Consider the following 15490-nt stretch of genomic DNA (forward strand, 5'->3'; position numbering starts at 1 on the left):
TCATCAACCAAATATCGTGTGACGCTAATCTCTCGCCGGGCGATGTCGAGAACGAGCGACCGGCTCCGTCCCTGGCGCGAACGTGACGGCAAGGAGCCGCCACCAGCACGGAGGAGAACCACAATGGCCAAGTACCTGCTGCTCAAGCACTACCGCGGCGCGCCGGCTTCGGTGAACAACGTCCCCATGGACCAGTGGACGCCCGAGGAGGTCACCGCCCACATCCAGTACATGCGCGACTTCGCGGACCGGCTCGTGGAGACCGGCGAGTTTGTCAGCGAGCAGGCGCTGTCGCCGGAAGGAACCTGGGTCCGCTTCGACGGCGAGGGCCGCCCGCCGGTCACCGACGGCCCGTTCGCCGAGACCAAAGACGTCATCGCGGGCTGGATGATCATCGACGTCGACAGCTACGAGCGCGCGATCGAACTGGCCGGCGAACTGTCCGCGGCTCCCGGCGCGGACGGCAAGCCGATCCACGAATGGCTCGAACTGCGTCCGTTCTACGGCGTCACGCCCTCGGTGACCGAATGAACGAGGAGTTGCTGCGGGAACTCGTGCCCGCGGTGATCGGCATCCTCGTCCGGCGCGGAGCGGACTTCGCGTCGGCCGAGGATGCCGTGCAGGAAGCGTTGATCCGCGCGCTGGACGCGTGGCGGGAAGATCCGCCGCGCGACCCGAAGGCGTGGCTCGTCGCGGCGGCGTGGCGCCGGTTCCTCGACGCCACGCGATCGGAATCTTCGCGGCGGGGCCGGGAAGTGGCGATCGACGCCGAGCCGCAGCCCGGTCCGGCGTCCGCAGTGGACGATTCTCTGCAGCTGTATTTCCTTTGTGCACACCCGTCTTTGACGCCGTCGTCGGCCGTCGCGCTCACCTTGCGCGCGGTCGGCGGGTTGACCACGAAGCAGATCGCGCAGGCGTATCTGGTGCCGGAAGCGACTATGGCGCAACGGATCAGCCGGGCCAAGAAGACGGTGTCCGACGTGCGGTTCGACGCGCCCGGAGACGTCGCGACCGTGCTGCGCGTGCTGTATCTGGTGTTCAACGAGGGCTACTCCGGAGAACTCGACCTCGCCGCCGAAGCCATCCGGCTGACCCGGCAGCTCGCGGCCGGTTTCGATCATCCGGAAGTGGCCGGTCTGCTCGCGTTGATGCTGCTGCACCACGCGCGCCGGGCCGCGCGGACGACGCCGGAAGGCAGCCTCGTTCCGCTCGCCGAACAGGACCGCAGTGCTTGGGACACCCGGCTGATCGCGGAGGGCGTCGACATCCTGCAGGCGGCGCTGGCCCGCGACCAACTCGGCGAGTACCAGGCCCAAGCCGCCATCGCCGCGCTCCACGCCGATGCTCTCGCGGCGGAGGAAACCGACTGGGTGCAGATCGTCGAGTGGTACGACGAGCTTCTCGCGCTGACGGACAGCCCGATCGTCCGGCTGAACCGGGCGGTCGCGGTCGGCGAGGCGGACGGACCTCGCGCCGGGTTGAAAGCGTTGTCGGAACTGGACGACAAACTGCCCCGGCACGCTGCGGTAGCCGCCTACCTGCACGAACGCGACGGCGACCTGGTCACGGCCGCCCGGCTGTACAGCGAAGCGGCGGGGAAGGCACCGAACCTCGCCGAGAGCGAGCACCTGACGCGCCAAGCCGCCCGCCTCAACACCCAGCTGAAAAGCTCGTGAGTGGCGATCACGGTTCTCACCGCGATCGCCGCTCACGACGTCACTCGGCGTAGCCCGGAATCGGGAACGGCTGCAGGAACTCGCGGATCTCCGCCGCGATCGCGTCCAGCGCGCCGTCCTGCTGCGCCGCCGCGGCGGTCACCGTCCGGTCGATCCAGTCCGCGACCTGCACCTGGTGCTCGGGCTTGAGCCCGCGCGTGGTGATCGCCGACGTGCCCAGCCGGATGCCGGACGGGTCGAACGGCTTGCGCGGGTCGAACGGCACAGTGTTGTAGTTCAGCTCGATGCCCGCGCGGTCCAGCGCCTGCGCGGCGGGCTTGCCGGGCACCGCCTTGTTGGTCAGGTCGATCAGGAGCAGGTGGTTGTCCGTGCCGCCGGAAACCAGGTCGTAGCCGCGCTCGACCAGCGCTTCGGCCAGCGCCTTGGCGTTCGCGACGATCGTGTGCGCGTAGTCGGAGAACGACGGCTGCTGCGCCTCCCCCAGCGCGACCGCGATGGCGGCCGTCGTGTGGTTGTGCGGACCGCCCTGCAGGCCGGGGAACACCGCCTTGTCGACGGCCTTCGCGTGGTCGGCGTCGGAAAGGATCATCGCGCCGCGCGGGCCGCGCAGCGTCTTGTGCGTGGTCGTGGTGATGACCTGCGCGTGGCCGACCGGCGACGGGTGCGCGCCGCCCGCGATCAGGCCGGCGATGTGCGCGATGTCGGCGACCAGCACGGCGTCGACCTCGCGGGCGATCTCCGCGAACGCCGGGAAGTCGATGGTGCGCGGGATTGCCGTGCCGCCCGCGAAGATCAGCTTCGGCCGGTGCTGGCGGGCAAGGTCGCGGACCTGGTCGAGGTCGACGCGGCCGGTTTCCTTGCGGACGCCGTAGCGGACCGGCGTGAACCACTTGCCGGTGGCGGACACGCTCCAGCCGTGCGTGAGGTGGCCACCGTCGGGCAGCGCCATGCCGAGCACGGTGTCGCCCGGCTTGGCGAACGCCAGGTACACCGCGAGGTTGGCCGGGGAGCCGGAGTACGGCTGGACGTTCGCGTGGTCGACCCCGAAGACGGCCTTCGCGCGCTCGATCGCCACCTGCTCGACCTGGTCGATGAACTGCTGGCCCTCGTAGTAGCGCTTGCCCGCGTAGCCCTCGGAGTACTTGTTGGTGAGCACGCTGCCGGTGGCTTCGAGCACCGCCTGCGAAACGTAGTTCTCGGACGCGATCAGGCGGATCTTGTCGTGCTGGCGTTTCGCCTCGTCCTCGACGAGACCGGCGATCTGCGGATCCGCCGAGGACAGTGCGGACAAGGCGGGCTGGTGTGTCATGGCGTACTCCGGCTCTGCAGTGGCCCTCACCCAGGCGCGCGGTGCCGGCCTCGTCGTCGCTCCCCGGTGGTGCTCCACCTCTTGAATGGCGCCAGTCGCTGCTGCGGGACGAAGTTTAGTGCACCGCGCCAGCCCGCGTCCGGTCCGCGGGAACGGGCTCAGACCTGCTCGAGACCGCCTCGGTGCCGCCGCGCGAGTTCCTGGTAGACCGCCGCGTTGTGCTCGACCCACACCCGCGCGGAATCGGTGAGTTCCACGAACTTCTTCGCCGGGCTGCCCATCGCGATCATCTCCGCCGGGACCTCGGTGCCCGGCGTGACCGTCGACCCCGCGGCGACGAACGCGCGCGGTCCGATCACCGCGCGGTCGAGGACCGTGGAACCGTTGCCGATCAAGGCCTGTTCGCCGACTGTGCAGTCGTGCACGAGGCACTGGTGCCCGACGGTGACGTTGCGGCCGACCTCGGTCGTCTCGGGTCCGGAGTGGATCACCGAGTTGTCCTGGATGTTCGCACCCTCGCGGATGATGATCGGGCCGAAGTCCGCGCGGATCACCGCGCCGTACCAGACCGAAGCGTCCTTCTCGACGGTCACGTTGCCGATCAGGGTGGCGGTGGGGGCGATCCAGGCGTCCGGGTGAACCTGCGGGCTGACGCCGTCCAAGGAGAACAAAGGCATGCCGGGAGCCTAAGCGGCGTCAGCGGTACCCGGCGAAGCAGAGCGCCTCGATGTCGCCGCGCAGGCTCGCGGACGACCGCGGCCGGACGCGTTGCTGCACCACCGCGCCGAGCAGGTAGCTCAGCAGAGAGCGGGCGCGGGCGCGCGGGTCGTCGACGTCGAGCGGGGCGAGGAGTTCGACGAGCAACTCGGTGATCGAGGTGAGCATGGCGTCGATCGCCTGCGGATGCTGCGCCCGGCCGGCGGCGATCCAGTACTCGAACCAGAGGAACGCGCCGCGCGGGTGGTCGGCGAACTCGGCGAGGTAGGCCTCGGTCACCGCGAAAAGCCGTTTGCGCGGGTCGGAGTGCTTGTCCGCGACCGTGCGCAGATTCGCCGCGAAAGCGTTGATGTGCGCGGCCATCGCCCGGTCGATGAGCACGTCGATGTCGGCGAAGTAGTAGTGGATCGCGCTCTTGGTGAGCGGTCCGGCCTCCGCGATCGCGCGTACCGTGCAGCCGCCGAGTCCTTCGCGGGCGAGGACCTTGCGAGCCGCTTCGACGATCTGTTCCTGCTTCTGCAATTGGTTGGGCGACAGCGTGGGGTTGCGGGCTGGCACGGCGCTCACGGTGATCCTCGTTACGTTTGTCAGGACGGCAGCCCTGAATCCTAGGCCAGTCGTCCCAACGTCTTCCGGCGGGTGAAAAACCGGATTGGCCACCCCGGTCCGCGCAGCGGACAATGCCCGGCATGGTGATCTCAGGGGACAAGGGGCTCAGCGAGGCGGCGCGCCGTCAGCTGGAAAAGGAAATCGCGGACCTGCGTGCGCAACGGGAGGCGCTAGCGCCGCAGCCGGGCGAGCAGGAACGCACGGGGGACGCCGCCGACCAGGCGGACGTGATCGACCGCGCCGAGGCAGCGGCGCGACTGGACCGGCAGATCGCCGACGTCACCGCGAAACTGGAGCACGGCGCGTACGACAGCTCGCTGCTTCCGGACGGCACGCGCGTTTCGCTGCGTTTTTCCGACGGTGACGAGGAAGAGTTCACCGTGGTGACCCTTCCCGGCGAGGACGCGGACGCGATCACCTCGGACAGCCCGCTCGGCATCGCGCTGTCGAAGGCCAAGGCAGGCGAGGAAATCAGCTACCGCACCCCGCGCGGGCAAGCCACCGCGACGGTGCTGAAGCTGACCCCGCCCGCCAACTGACCACAGAGGACAGACAGTGGCCGCCCCGGTTTTCCGGGGCGGCCACTGTTATTTGTCCGCGTTGGCCACTGTTTCGGCCTGATACCCGTACACGCCGTCGCTCTCGACCGCGACGTGCCAGCCGCCGCAGTCCTTGTCCATCCGCTTGTGCTCGCCCGCAGGCCACCAATCCGCGTTCAGCGTCGGGGATTTCGCTTCGGCCTTCCCTGGCTTGCAGATTGCGGGAAGATTGGACGGACCTGGTTGGTAGCGCAGGATCCGTTCCGAACCGGTGGTGCGGATCAGCTCGGTGACCGACTTCGCGTCGTCGGGCACCCACGACGGAAGCCGGGCGTCCGGGTTGGCCTTGCCCTGTTTTCCGGTGTCGTAGGAGACCGCCTTCACGTGGCCGTTCGACTTCTCCTCGATCGAGGAGCCGAGGCCGCACGACGCGACCGTGGCCAAAGCCGCGATTCCGGTCGCGGCCAGTACCGCCTTGTTCCGCACGCTGTTCATGGCTTCCAGTCAACCGAGACTGGTCCGCCCTGCCCTCGTTCTTCCGGCCCTCACTGCTTGGCCAGTCGGCCGACTCTGTCCCTCAGATGAGTGAAATCGCGGGTCATTCTTCGCCGTCGAGATGAGCCCGCAGCGCGGCGAGCGGACCGTCCCAGTCCCGGGCGAGCGCGGCGAGGAACTGCTGCGCGACCCGCATCGGCGCGGAATCGAGCCGGTACCGCACGCGGCGGCGCTCGCCGGGTTCCGCGGCGACCAGCCCGGCGTCGGACAGCAGGCCGAGGTGCTTGGCGATCGCCTGCCGCGTGATCGGAAGCCGGGCCGCGAGATCCGTCGCCGTCGCCGGCCCGCGTGCGGCCAGCTCGGCGAGGATCGAGCGGCGGGTCGGATCGGCGAGCGCGGCGAAAACCTGCTCGGCGACCGCTTCGGAATCAGCCGGCATCGAGACTGGCCGCCAGCTCGTCGAGTTCGCGCGCCCAGCCGTCGAGGTGCGACCGATAGGTGGCCGGGTACTGGCTGTCCGGCAGCTGCGCGAACCCGGATTCGACCACGGTGAGCTGGGTTCCGCCGTCGCGCGCCTGCAGGGTGAACTCGACATACGTGCGCCGCGGGTCGTCCTCCGGCATCCCGTCGACCTGCCAGGTGAAGCCGAACACCGCGGGTTCTTCAACGCGCTCGACCCGGATCTCGGCACTGCGCTCGCCGATCCACGCAACCCGGCCGAGACCGCCCGGACGCAGGTCGATCTCGGCCTCGTCGCCGAACCAGGCGCGCAGGCCGTCGCCCGTGGTCAGCGCCGTCCAGACCGTCGCAGGCGGCTGCGCCAGCTCGACCGTCCGCTCGATGCGGTCGGGAAACCCCATGCCGTGCTCCTTCCGGGCCGAGCCTAGGCAACCACACCCCATTGACGCAACCATTCGGTTGCCATAGTGTCGCAACCGTTCAGTTGCATTACCTCGCGAAAGGAAGCCCGATGAACTCCTTCACCACCGAACTGACCGTCGACCGCACCCCCGAGGAAGTCTTCGCCGCGGTCACCGACGTCCGAGCCTGGTTCAGCGAGTCGATCACCGGCACCGCGACCGCGGTCGGCGACGAGTTCTCGTTCATCGACAAGAGCATCCCGACGAGCCGGATCCGGGTCACCGAACTCACGCCCGGCCGCCGGATCGCCTGGCACGTCGAAGACGCGTACATCGCCTTCATCGACCAGCACGACGAGTGGACCGACACCCGGATGACCTTCGACCTCACGCCGGGCCCGGCCGGTACGACGCTGCGCTTCACCCATCACGGCCTCACTCCGGAGAGCGCCTGCTTCACCGATTGCTCCCGAGGCTGGACGAGCTGCGTCAACACGAGCCTGTACGCGCTGCTGACCACCGGCGTCGGGCAGCCGATCCCGAAATCCGAGGCCCCGGAAGGACATCTGGCCGAGTAATTCCCTTACGGGAGCTGGAGATCGGAGGTGTCGCGCTTGACGTGCATCTCCCACAGCGTCTCCGCGATGTCGGCGGGATCGATCTCCGGAAACTCGGAATTGGGCTCGACAACCCCGGATCGCAGTGCGGCGTCGACGGCGCTTCCCCGGATCATGGCTCCGATCTGAAGCGTCGCCGCGTGCACACCGTCGGAGGAGATTTCGGCCGCCAGACTCTGGATGTAGTTACGGGTCGCGGCCATCGCCGGACCGATGCCGCTGAGGACGGGCGCGGGCCGGGTGGCCGAGACGCTCTGGCTGATCAAAATGCTGCCCTCACCGCGGTCGCGCAGCTCGCCCAAAACGGCCTGAACCAAGGCGATCGGAGTGAGGAAATACAGGTCGAGGAGCCGCTGCGCGGTCGCGGGCGTCAGCTCGGCGGCGGGCGTGAACCCGTTCAGGTCCAAGGGCGCGTACGACACGACGTCGATCCGCGCGAAGCGGCTCCGGATCGCGTCGACCAGCGCCGGAATCTCCACCGGACGCGCGAGGTCCGCGGGAAACGCCGCGGCCTCGACGCCCTCCGCGGCCAGTTGATCAGCCAACGCAGCGAGCCGTTCACGGTTGCGCGCGACGAGCGCGATCCGGAATCCCTCGCGGCCGAAGCGCCGGGCGACCGCGGGCCCAAGGCCGGTGCCCGCACCGAGCAAGACCAGGGTTTTCGACACGGAACCTCCATAAGTTGATGACGGTCTCAACTTTGGCGCCAAGTTGAGACCGTTGTCAACTTTCTCGCCCGGACCTACGATGACCTGGTGAAAACGGAGGGGAAGCCCACGCTGCGCCGAGACGCCCGCCGCAACCAGGAACGGCTTCTCACCGCGGCGGCGGAAGCCTTCCGGGAGAAGGGTTTGACGGTGCCGCTGGAGGAGATCGCGCAGCGGGCGGGCGTCAGCGCCGGGACTCTCTACAACCGCTTCGGCGGACGGGAAGCGCTGATCGACGCGGTGATGCCCGAACTGGTCGCCGAGCGAATGGACGAGGCGATGCGCCGGGCGGAGGCGGTCGACGACCCGTGGGAATCGTTCGTCACCTACGTGACAGTGCTGTGCGAACAGCAAGCCGACGACCCGGCGTTCCGGGACGCGATCAGCCGGCAACTCCAGGACGCGCCTGAACTGACCGCGCGCTGCACAGCCGAACTCGCGAAGTCGGTCCGGCTGCTCGAACGCGCGCAACGGTCCGGGACGCTGCGCCCGGACGTCACGTCCGACGACCTGATGCTGCTGATCTTCACGAACGCGCTGATCGTGCGCGAGACCGTTGAGGCAACCCCGAACGCGTGGCGGCGCACGCTGTCGTTCAGCCTCGCCGGACTGCGCGCCGGTTGTGGTAGCTAGAAAGCATGCGAAGATCCTTTTCCTTTCTGGAAATCCGATGAACGATGACGTTTCCCAGAACCTCGTCGTCTTCCGAATCAACGGTCTCCCCGAACCCGTGCTGGCCAGCGCGCCCACCCAGTCCGAGGACGCTGTCGAGCAGGCGTGGGCGAGCGTCCGCCAGCAGCACAAGGTGCGCGGGTCCGCGGTTTCGGCGGTGTACAGCGAATGGCAGCCTTCCGCGGCCGACCAGAAATTCATGGCCAAGAATTTCCGGAAGGCCGAGTGCACCTACAGCTTCGCCCGGCCCGCTCCCGGTGATTGGGAGCGCGCGTTCGCCGAAGCCCGCGAGGTGATGGCGCGGAAAGAGGAGAGCGCCGAGGAGATACTGCCAATCCTCTGGAGCGCCTCCTCACCGCGCGCCGGGCTGCTCGAAGCCCTGCCGCACCAACCGCTCGTGCCCGGCAAGCTGTCGGTCGCGCTCGCGGTGGTGTCGCGGACTCCCGAGGGCAAGATCGGGATGCAGCACATCACCCTTCACGAGCAGGAACAGATGGGCGCACCGCTCGAGAAGATGTTCGACGTCGGGTTCGGCTGCCTGGCCCGCGGGCTGAAGTTCGAGGTCCGCACCTCCGGCGAGGACGTGCTGGTCTCGCTCACGAGGGAGAACCAGCTGGCGGCGTCCGCGCTCGCGCTGCCCGATCTGTACGCCCAGCTGTCGCCCCACCTCGGCGCGGGAGACCTGATCGTCGGCTTGCCGTGCCCGGACGAGATGCATGTCGCCAAGGTGGGTTCCCGCCCGGCGGAAATCATCCAGGAGCAGGTGCTCGCTTCGCCGTACGAGACGACGGAACTGGTCCCGTCAGTCCTGCGGCTCGGGTCCGGCGGGCTGGAACTGCTCGCCGAACGGACCGGCTAGGCGCGTTCCCCTAACGGGTGAATTCGGCGCAAGCCTGCGGACCGTCCGGAAACGAGTCAGGCCCCATCCGAACTGCTTCGGATGGGGCCTGATCTGCGGAGCCGCCTGGGGGAATCGAACCCCCGACCTATTCATTACGAGTGAATCGCTCTGGCCGACTGAGCTAAGGCGGCATGCCGCTGTGCGACGGTCATCAGTGTAGCGGAGCCATGGTGCGTCACCTTGCGGGGGCCGCGTCGTTAGGCTCCTATGACTTCGGTCTCACTCCCCGACCCGGCGATCATCTGGAGGACCCGGCACATGCAGCGAAGACTGCCCCGTGCGCTGGCGCTGCCCGCCACTGCCGCGTTGCTGCTGCTCCTGGCCGCGCCGGCTGGTGCGCAGGAGATTCCGACGACGCCGATCCCGCAGCCGAACAACCCCTCGCAGCCGCCCGCGTCCGCGCCCATCGGGCCGCAGCCGCTCGGGCACGCGGTCGGCGACGCGGGGACGGCGCTCGGCGTCCTGCGGCTGCTGCCGAACTCGGTCACCACGAGCACGATCCTTCCCGGCTTCGGCCAGACGCTGCCGAAGCAGTCCGCGCTCGAGGCGGGCATGGGCCTGTCCAGCGCGTCGGCGAACTCGGAGGCGTACCTGGCCTACGAGAAGTCGATCGCGCAGTCGTCGCCGTTCGGGCTGGCCGTCGGGGGCCAGGCTCCGCAGACGCCGGGCAGCCTCGTGCAGACCGCGCTGCCGGACAACCCGAAGGAGATCAGCGGGGGCCTGAACGCGCCGTCGAACCCGCTGCTGAACGTCGGGCTGCTCAACGGCACCGCGCACGCCCGCTGGAGCGAATCGCTCGGCCCGTGCGTGGACACGATCGCCGACGCCAGCACGTCCGTCGCGAGCCTGTCGCTGCTCAACGGCCTCCCGACGCTGCCGCAGGTCCCACTGATCGGCGGCGGCGGGCTGAACCTGCCCCAAGGCACCCAGCTCGCGCAGGGTTTCGACCCGAAGAGCGGGCTGCAGAGCCTCGGCGGCCTGCTGCCCGGCAGCGGACAGACGCCCGCCGCGGGCACCGGTTCGCTGCTGAGCCTGCCGAACACGCTGTCGTCGCGGTCGCAGGTCAAGCTCGTCGACATCCCGGGCTCGAAGAACAAGGCCGTGCAGTCGAGGTCCACGCTGCAGGCGGCGGACATCAACATCCTCAAGGGCACGCCGCTCGAGCTGAACCTCAAGGTCGCCAGCCAGCCGACGCTGACCGTCACCTCCACCGGCGACGCGAAGACGTCCAAAGTGGACTACCAGGCGCCGGTGATCACCATCGGGGCCGGCGGCAAGACGCTGTACACGCTCGACGCGGCGCACCCGACCAAGGACATCCCGATCGGCCTGCCGCTCGCGCCACTGAGCCAGCAGTTCGGTGCGCTGGACAACGTGCCGGTGGTCGGCGGCCTCGTCGCCACCGCGACGAAGGGCCTGCAGCAGCTCGGCGACACCACCGGGAAGGTGCTCGACCTCGGCGTGCTGCGGCTGAGCATCGCGAACCTCGACCAGAAGCAGTCCGAGGCGACCACGCCGTTCAAGGGCTACCAGCTGGGCGCGGCCGCGCGGCTGCTCGACGTTCAGGTCCTGCCGACGCAGAAGCTGAAGGAGCTGCTGCCGAAGCAGGCGGGCGACAACTTGCCGTCGTCGCTGGCGCAGCTGTCGCTGGGCGAGCAGATCGCCCGCGCGTACGCCCCGACCGGCGGCGTCGTGTGCGGTTCGACGACGACTCCGCCCGCTCCGCCGCAGGGCGGTGCCGCACCGGCTGGTCCGGTGAAGCACCTGGCCTACACGAACGGCGCGTACGACACGGTGCCGCTGTTCTGGACGGGCACGGCGATGCTGCTGATGGGCGTCGTCATGGTCGCGGCGTTCCCGAACCGGCGGCGTCCCGCGCTGGTGCTGAAGCGGCCGTCCAGCGGTCCTGACGCACCGTTCAAGCCGTCGCCGCATCCGCGCGACTGACTCTCGCTAGTCACGGAAACGGCCCTCTCGCTGCTGGCGAGGGGGCCGTTTTTGTTGGTGTTTGAGTCAGCCTTGGCGAAGCGTGGTGACCATGGCTTCCACCGCGATCCGCGGCTTCACGTTCAGCCCGATCGCCTCACGGCACTCCAGCACCGCTTCCAACCGGCGCATCGTCGATTCCGGCGACCAAGCCGCCGCGGCCGAGTTGATCTGCTCGGCATGGTCGGGATGCGTCAGCGTCGCGCCGGAACGCGAAGTCGTCACGAGCACGTCGCGGTAGAACCCCGCCAGGTCCACCAAAGCAATGTCGAGCGTGTCGCGCTGGGTTCGCGTCGCACGGGACTTCTGGCGCTTCTCCAGCTGCTTCACCGCGGCCTCGGCGGCACGTTTCGCTCCGGCGACGCCCTTGCCGGTGCCATCGCCGCCCATCGCGGTGCGCAGTTCGGAACGTTCCTGCTCGTCGCGACCCTTGCTCTCCTCGCCCGCGTCCGCCTCCGCAGCGCTGATCAGCTGGTCAGCGCTGGTGAAAACGTCGTCCGGACGGCGCAGCCCGAGCGGAATCCGCAGCACGGTGGCGCGACGCTGCCGAGCGGCTTCGTCGGTGGCGAGCCGGCGCGCGCGGCCGACGTGGCCGTTGCACACTGCCGCGGCCCAGTTGGCGCGCTCAGGATCGACGCCGTCGCGGGAGATCAGCACCTGCGCGATGGCCTCGGCGGGCGGCGTGCGCAGCGGAACCAGCCGGCACCGCGAGCGGATGGTGACGGAGACGTCCTCCGGGTGGTCCGACGGTGCGCAGAGCAGGAACACCGTGCGCGCCGGCGGCTCTTCCACGGCCTTGAGCAGCGCGTTCGACGCGCCCTCGGTGAGCCGGTCGGCGTCCTCGATGATCACGACCTGCCATTCGCCGGTCGTCGGCCGGCGCGCCGCGGCTTGCACGAGCGCGCGCATCTCGGCGACCGAAATGGACAGTCCTTCCGGGACGACCAGCCGCACGTCCGCGTGGGTACCGGCCATCGTCGTGCGGCAGCCGGGGCACGCGCCGCAACCGGTTCCGGTGCTGCACTGCAAAGCCGCGGCGAACGTGCGTGCGGCGACCGAACGGCCGGAGCCGGGCGGTCCGGTGATGAGCCAGGCGTGCGTCATAGCCGCTGGCGCGACCGCTTCTCCGGCAACGATTTTGGCCGCCGCCGACGCTGCCGAGGACAGCGTTTCCACGGCAGGCTCCTGGCCGACGAGTTCGGTCCAGACGCCGATCGGAGTCGTCACCGATCCTCCACTTTGGACACTACGGGCAGTGCGTCCGCGCCGTTCTGCGCCGCTTCCGCTTCGGCCGCCTCGACGACGTCCGCCGCGGCGGCGTCTTCCGGCAGCTCCGGTTCCTCCTCTGCCGGTTCCGCGGGGGCGAGCGCGGCGAGCGAACCGACGAACACCGACTGGACGGCATTGCGGACCCGGCCCGCGACGTCGCCGTCAGAACCCTCGGCGTCGACCACCACGTACCGGTCCGGGTCAGCCGCGGCCATCTCGGCGAGCAGCTTCTGCACCCACAGCTGGTCGTCTTTCAGCGACGGCTGCGGATCCTCCGCGTGTTCGGAGTCGAGAAGCACGGTGAGATCCGGGCGAAGCCGTCCGGTGGCCCAGTCGACCAGTCCCTCCAGCTCGCCGCGGTCCAGCTCGCCCGCCGCGGACAGCGACGCGAGCGGGGAGTCGACAAAACGCTCCATGACGACGACGGACCCGGCGTCGAGCGCGGGCTGGATCTGGCGTTCCACCAGCTCGGCGCGCACGGCCGCGGCGACGAGCGCCTGCGCCCGTACGCCGGTGAGGGCGGCGTCCGAAACGAGCGTGCGGAAGCGCTGCTCGCCGAGCGCCGGGTCGGCGGTGAGGACGACCGGCCGGGTGCCGGTGCCGAGCCAGCGCGCGAGGCGGGCGGCCTGCTCGGCGGTGTTGACCGCGGTGGTGCCCTCGATGGCGATCAAGAAGCCGTTGACGCGGCGCGGGTTGCGGCGCAGCGCGTTGCGCAGGTCGCTGAAGATCTTCTCGGTGCGGCGCTCGTCCATCTGCCGGTAGGCGATGATCCCGAGCAGCACGGCGAGCAGGCCGCCGCCGAGGATGACCGGACGGGTGCCGTCGACGATGATCGGAGTGCCGAACAGGTCGACCTGGCGCTGCCGGACCAGGCCGATCAGCACCGGCGTGACCACCGTCGCGCCGAACAGCACGATCTTGAGCATCGCCTGGTAGATCGCGTTGATCCGGCCGCGGATCGCGTCCTCGACGCGGGAGCCGATGATCGTGACGCCAGTGAGGAAGGCGGTGCCGGCGCAGACGCCGACGAAGGCGACCGCGGCCACGGAGATCGACAGGTGCGGCGACAACGCGACGACGCCGAGCGCGAGCCCGGCGAGGACGATCGAGATGCCGAACAGCCGGTCGTGCGGGAGCCGGTGCGCGAGCTTCGGGGCCAGCGCCATGCCGGTGGCCAGACCGATGAAGACGGCCAGCATCAGCAGGTTGAACGCCGCGTCGCCGCCGAGCAGGGAGGACGAGTACGGCTTGGCCGCGCCGATGACCGCGCCACCCGCGGCGAAGGCGCCGAAGGCACCGATCAGCAGGCCGCGGACGATCGGCGTGCTGCGGACGAACTTCAGCCCGTCGCGCATCATCGCGCCGAAGCCGAACTTCTCCTCGTCGGCCCGCTTGACCTTCTGCTGCGGCGTCGAGTGGACGTCGCGCAGGGACAGTTCGGGGATGCGGGTGGCGACGATGATGCCGCTGGTCAGGTACAGCAGGCCGGTGATGACGACGACGACCTTGGCGATGTACAGGTCGACGCCGGGGCCTTGGAACAGGTGGAACGTCGAGTTCGCGCCGAGGATCAGCGCGTTGGCACCGGCGGCGGTGATGACGGCGAGGCCGTAGGTCATCACCATGCCGAGCTGGTTGGCGGTCTCGACCTGCTCGGGGCGGCGCAGCAGGTTCGGCACCGCCGCGTCCTTCGACGGGATCCACATGATCGAGCAGCTGCCGACCAGGAAGTTCGCTACGAACAGCCACCACGGCGCGCCGACCACGGCGATCGAGAGCAGGAACCCGCAGCGCAGCAGGTCGCAGATGACCATGATCTTGCGCCGGTCGAACCGGTCCGCGAGCAGGCCGCCGAGCGGGGCGAAGAGCAGGCCGGGCAGCAGCGCGGTGACGATGACGCCGACGAACGCGTAGTTCTGCGCGGAGTAGTTGTCGAGGAGCTTGGTGCTCAGGCTGGTCAGGTTCAGCAGGTTCAGCCAGTCGGCGACACTGCACAGATACGTGACGCCCCACAGCCGACGGAATGGCTTGATCGCCAGCACTCGGCGGGCCCGGTGGATCGTGGACGTGCCGCCCGATCCGCCCGAGCCGGTGCCCGGCACCGACCGTACGCCCTCGCTGATACGCCCACCCCACTTGTCACGGCGGAGTCAGGCGACCCCGGCGGATCCCCCGACCGTGTAGCAGCCAGGGTAGTCCCGCCGCGGAGGCGAGCAGGGCACGCCCCGTGATATACGAGGTCAGCCAGGGTCAGCCAAACAGCCCCTTCACACTGCTCACCAGGCTAGCGATGAGCTCGATCGCGACAATTCCGAACACGATGAGCAACACCACAGCGAGCACGACGCCCGCCGTGCTGCTGGAGGGACGGCCGAAGCTGGGCATGCTGAGCGAGGGCATCCCACGTCGGCTCTGCCGCTCGGCGAGCTCCTCCTCGATGTCGTCGTCGGCGATCTCGGTCACCCGCTTCGGCCGCGGCCGGGGCACCTTCTTCAGCAGCTGAGGAGCCTTGGTCGGCCAGGTCCGCTGCCGGGGCAACAGCCCGAGCGGAACAAGGTCCGGCCGCTCGGACGGCGGGATCGGATTCGGCGTCTTGACGACTTCCTTCTTCTTGGCTTCCTCTTTCAGCGCGGCCTCGACCATCCGCTTGACCGCCTCAGGGTCGTGCTCGACCGGCTTGGCAGTGGGCAACGGCCGCGGCGCGCGGGAAGACATCTCGAACCCGGACAACGGATCGGAGAACCGCTCGCCTCCAGCGTCACCGGCCAACGTCCCGTCCCGGTCGGGCCCGGAGGCGGGAAAAAACGGAGTCCCGTCGCTCGTGCTCATGGTGACCACCTCACTACGGAATGTCCGCCGCGTCCAGTGTCGGCGAGAGTACCGTCCCCCGCATCCACCCAATGGCCGCAGAACCACTACTGCCCGCGCCCGAGCGGAGGCCCGTCCACCCAGGCCAGCGACCGCCGATAGACGGCGGTGTGCCGGTATTGCGGGGAGGGCCAGGCGCAAGTTCAAGGGCACCAGACCAGACGGCGCCGGCATCCGGGCGGGCGGGACGCCCGCCCGGCAGCCGGCACCACGCCCAGCCAGCCCCCCCGGTGGCAGATAGGAAGGGCGTGGGGGAGGGGAAGAG

The 15490-nt window shown here is 69.4% G+C and carries 17 protein-coding genes and 1 tRNA gene; 7 read left to right on the forward strand and 11 right to left on the reverse strand.

The features are described from left to right. Positions 1-123: 123 nt before the first annotated feature. Positions 124-531 carry a YciI family protein gene (locus ACWDNU_RS31845; protein WP_370933595.1) on the forward strand — a complete coding sequence of 136 codons (408 nt, stop codon included), beginning with the start codon at positions 124-126 and terminating at the stop codon, positions 529-531. Continuing rightward, entirely contained in the window at positions 528-1676 is a 1149-nt protein-coding gene (locus tag ACWDNU_RS31850) for an RNA polymerase sigma factor (protein WP_449671599.1), read from the forward strand. The genes ACWDNU_RS31845 and ACWDNU_RS31850 overlap by 4 nt, the downstream gene beginning before the upstream one ends. Before the next feature lie 40 nt (positions 1677-1716). Here ACWDNU_RS31850 and ACWDNU_RS31855 read toward each other — a convergent pair whose 3' ends face one another. The 3 genes from ACWDNU_RS31855 to ACWDNU_RS31865 form a co-directional block, all read right to left on the reverse strand. After that, entirely contained in the window at positions 1717-2985 is a 1269-nt protein-coding gene (locus tag ACWDNU_RS31855) for a serine hydroxymethyltransferase (protein ID WP_449671600.1), read from the reverse strand. A gap of 158 nt (positions 2986-3143) precedes the next feature. Then, a complete protein-coding gene (locus tag ACWDNU_RS31860) occupies positions 3144-3662 on the reverse strand; it encodes a gamma carbonic anhydrase family protein (protein WP_370933592.1) in 519 nt (172 codons plus the stop codon). 19 nt (positions 3663-3681) lie between these two features. Beyond that, complete coding sequence (locus ACWDNU_RS31865) at positions 3682-4269, reverse strand: TetR/AcrR family transcriptional regulator (RefSeq protein WP_370933591.1); 588 nt, start codon at positions 4267-4269, stop codon at positions 3682-3684. 122 nt (positions 4270-4391) lie between these two features. Between ACWDNU_RS31865 and ACWDNU_RS31870 the strand changes: the two genes are divergently transcribed. Beyond that, positions 4392-4850, forward strand: coding sequence for a GreA/GreB family elongation factor (locus ACWDNU_RS31870; RefSeq protein WP_449671601.1), 459 nt, complete (start codon positions 4392-4394; stop codon positions 4848-4850). Between the two features lie 48 nt (positions 4851-4898). Here the strand turns inward: ACWDNU_RS31870 and ACWDNU_RS31875 are convergent, their stop codons facing one another. The 3 genes from ACWDNU_RS31875 to ACWDNU_RS31885 form a co-directional block, all read right to left on the reverse strand. Next, the gene (locus ACWDNU_RS31875; protein WP_449671602.1) at positions 4899-5345 is read right to left on the reverse strand and encodes a hypothetical protein; all 447 of its coding nucleotides are present in this window, start codon (positions 5343-5345) and stop codon (positions 4899-4901) included. A 103-nt stretch (positions 5346-5448) separates the two neighbouring features. Next, positions 5449-5784, reverse strand: a complete 336-nt coding sequence (locus ACWDNU_RS31880; protein ID WP_037369195.1) for an ArsR/SmtB family transcription factor — start codon at positions 5782-5784, stop codon at positions 5449-5451. Further along, positions 5774-6205 carry an SRPBCC domain-containing protein gene (locus tag ACWDNU_RS31885; protein ID WP_449671603.1) on the reverse strand — a complete coding sequence of 144 codons (432 nt, stop codon included), beginning with the start codon at positions 6203-6205 and terminating at the stop codon, positions 5774-5776. The genes ACWDNU_RS31880 and ACWDNU_RS31885 overlap by 11 nt, the downstream gene beginning before the upstream one ends. 110 nt (positions 6206-6315) lie before the next feature. Between ACWDNU_RS31885 and ACWDNU_RS31890 the strand changes: the two genes are divergently transcribed. Beyond that, entirely contained in the window at positions 6316-6783 is a 468-nt protein-coding gene (locus ACWDNU_RS31890; RefSeq protein WP_370933588.1) for an SRPBCC family protein, read from the forward strand. A gap of 5 nt (positions 6784-6788) precedes the next feature. Here ACWDNU_RS31890 and ACWDNU_RS31895 read toward each other — a convergent pair whose 3' ends face one another. After that, positions 6789-7490, reverse strand: a complete 702-nt coding sequence (locus ACWDNU_RS31895; RefSeq protein WP_370933587.1) for an SDR family NAD(P)-dependent oxidoreductase — start codon at positions 7488-7490, stop codon at positions 6789-6791. 87 nt (positions 7491-7577) lie between these two features. On the opposite strand from ACWDNU_RS31895, the gene ACWDNU_RS31900 reads away from it, so the two are divergent. Continuing rightward, entirely contained in the window at positions 7578-8162 is a 585-nt protein-coding gene (locus ACWDNU_RS31900) for a TetR/AcrR family transcriptional regulator (RefSeq protein WP_449671604.1), read from the forward strand. Positions 8163-8199: 37 nt separating this feature from the next. After that, the gene (locus ACWDNU_RS31905; RefSeq protein WP_449671605.1) at positions 8200-9060 is read left to right on the forward strand and encodes a hypothetical protein; all 861 of its coding nucleotides are present in this window, start codon (positions 8200-8202) and stop codon (positions 9058-9060) included. A gap of 99 nt (positions 9061-9159) precedes the next feature. Here ACWDNU_RS31905 and ACWDNU_RS31910 read toward each other — a convergent pair. Then, positions 9160-9233, reverse strand: a tRNA-Thr gene (locus ACWDNU_RS31910). Positions 9234-9360: 127 nt separating this feature from the next. On the opposite strand from ACWDNU_RS31910, the gene ACWDNU_RS31915 reads away from it, so the two are divergent. Beyond that, a complete protein-coding gene (locus ACWDNU_RS31915; RefSeq protein ID WP_449671606.1) occupies positions 9361-11049 on the forward strand; it encodes a hypothetical protein in 1689 nt (562 codons plus the stop codon). A 66-nt stretch (positions 11050-11115) separates the two neighbouring features. On the opposite strand, the gene ACWDNU_RS31920 is transcribed toward ACWDNU_RS31915, so the two are convergent. From ACWDNU_RS31920 to ACWDNU_RS31930, 3 genes are all read right to left on the reverse strand, one after another. After that, the gene (locus ACWDNU_RS31920) at positions 11116-12315 is read right to left on the reverse strand and encodes a DNA polymerase III subunit delta' (protein ID WP_370933583.1); all 1200 of its coding nucleotides are present in this window, start codon (positions 12313-12315) and stop codon (positions 11116-11118) included. Continuing rightward, positions 12312-14459 (reverse strand): bifunctional MFS transporter/dTMP kinase, encoded by a 2148-nt coding sequence (locus ACWDNU_RS31925; protein WP_449671607.1) that lies wholly within the window; start codon positions 14457-14459, stop codon positions 12312-12314. The genes ACWDNU_RS31920 and ACWDNU_RS31925 overlap by 4 nt, the downstream gene beginning before the upstream one ends. A 148-nt stretch (positions 14460-14607) precedes the next feature. Beyond that, positions 14608-15186, reverse strand: a complete 579-nt coding sequence (locus ACWDNU_RS31930; RefSeq protein WP_370933580.1) for a hypothetical protein — start codon at positions 15184-15186, stop codon at positions 14608-14610. Between the last annotated feature and the right edge of the window lie 304 nt (positions 15187-15490).

The organism is Amycolatopsis sp. NPDC003676 (assembly GCF_053587275.1).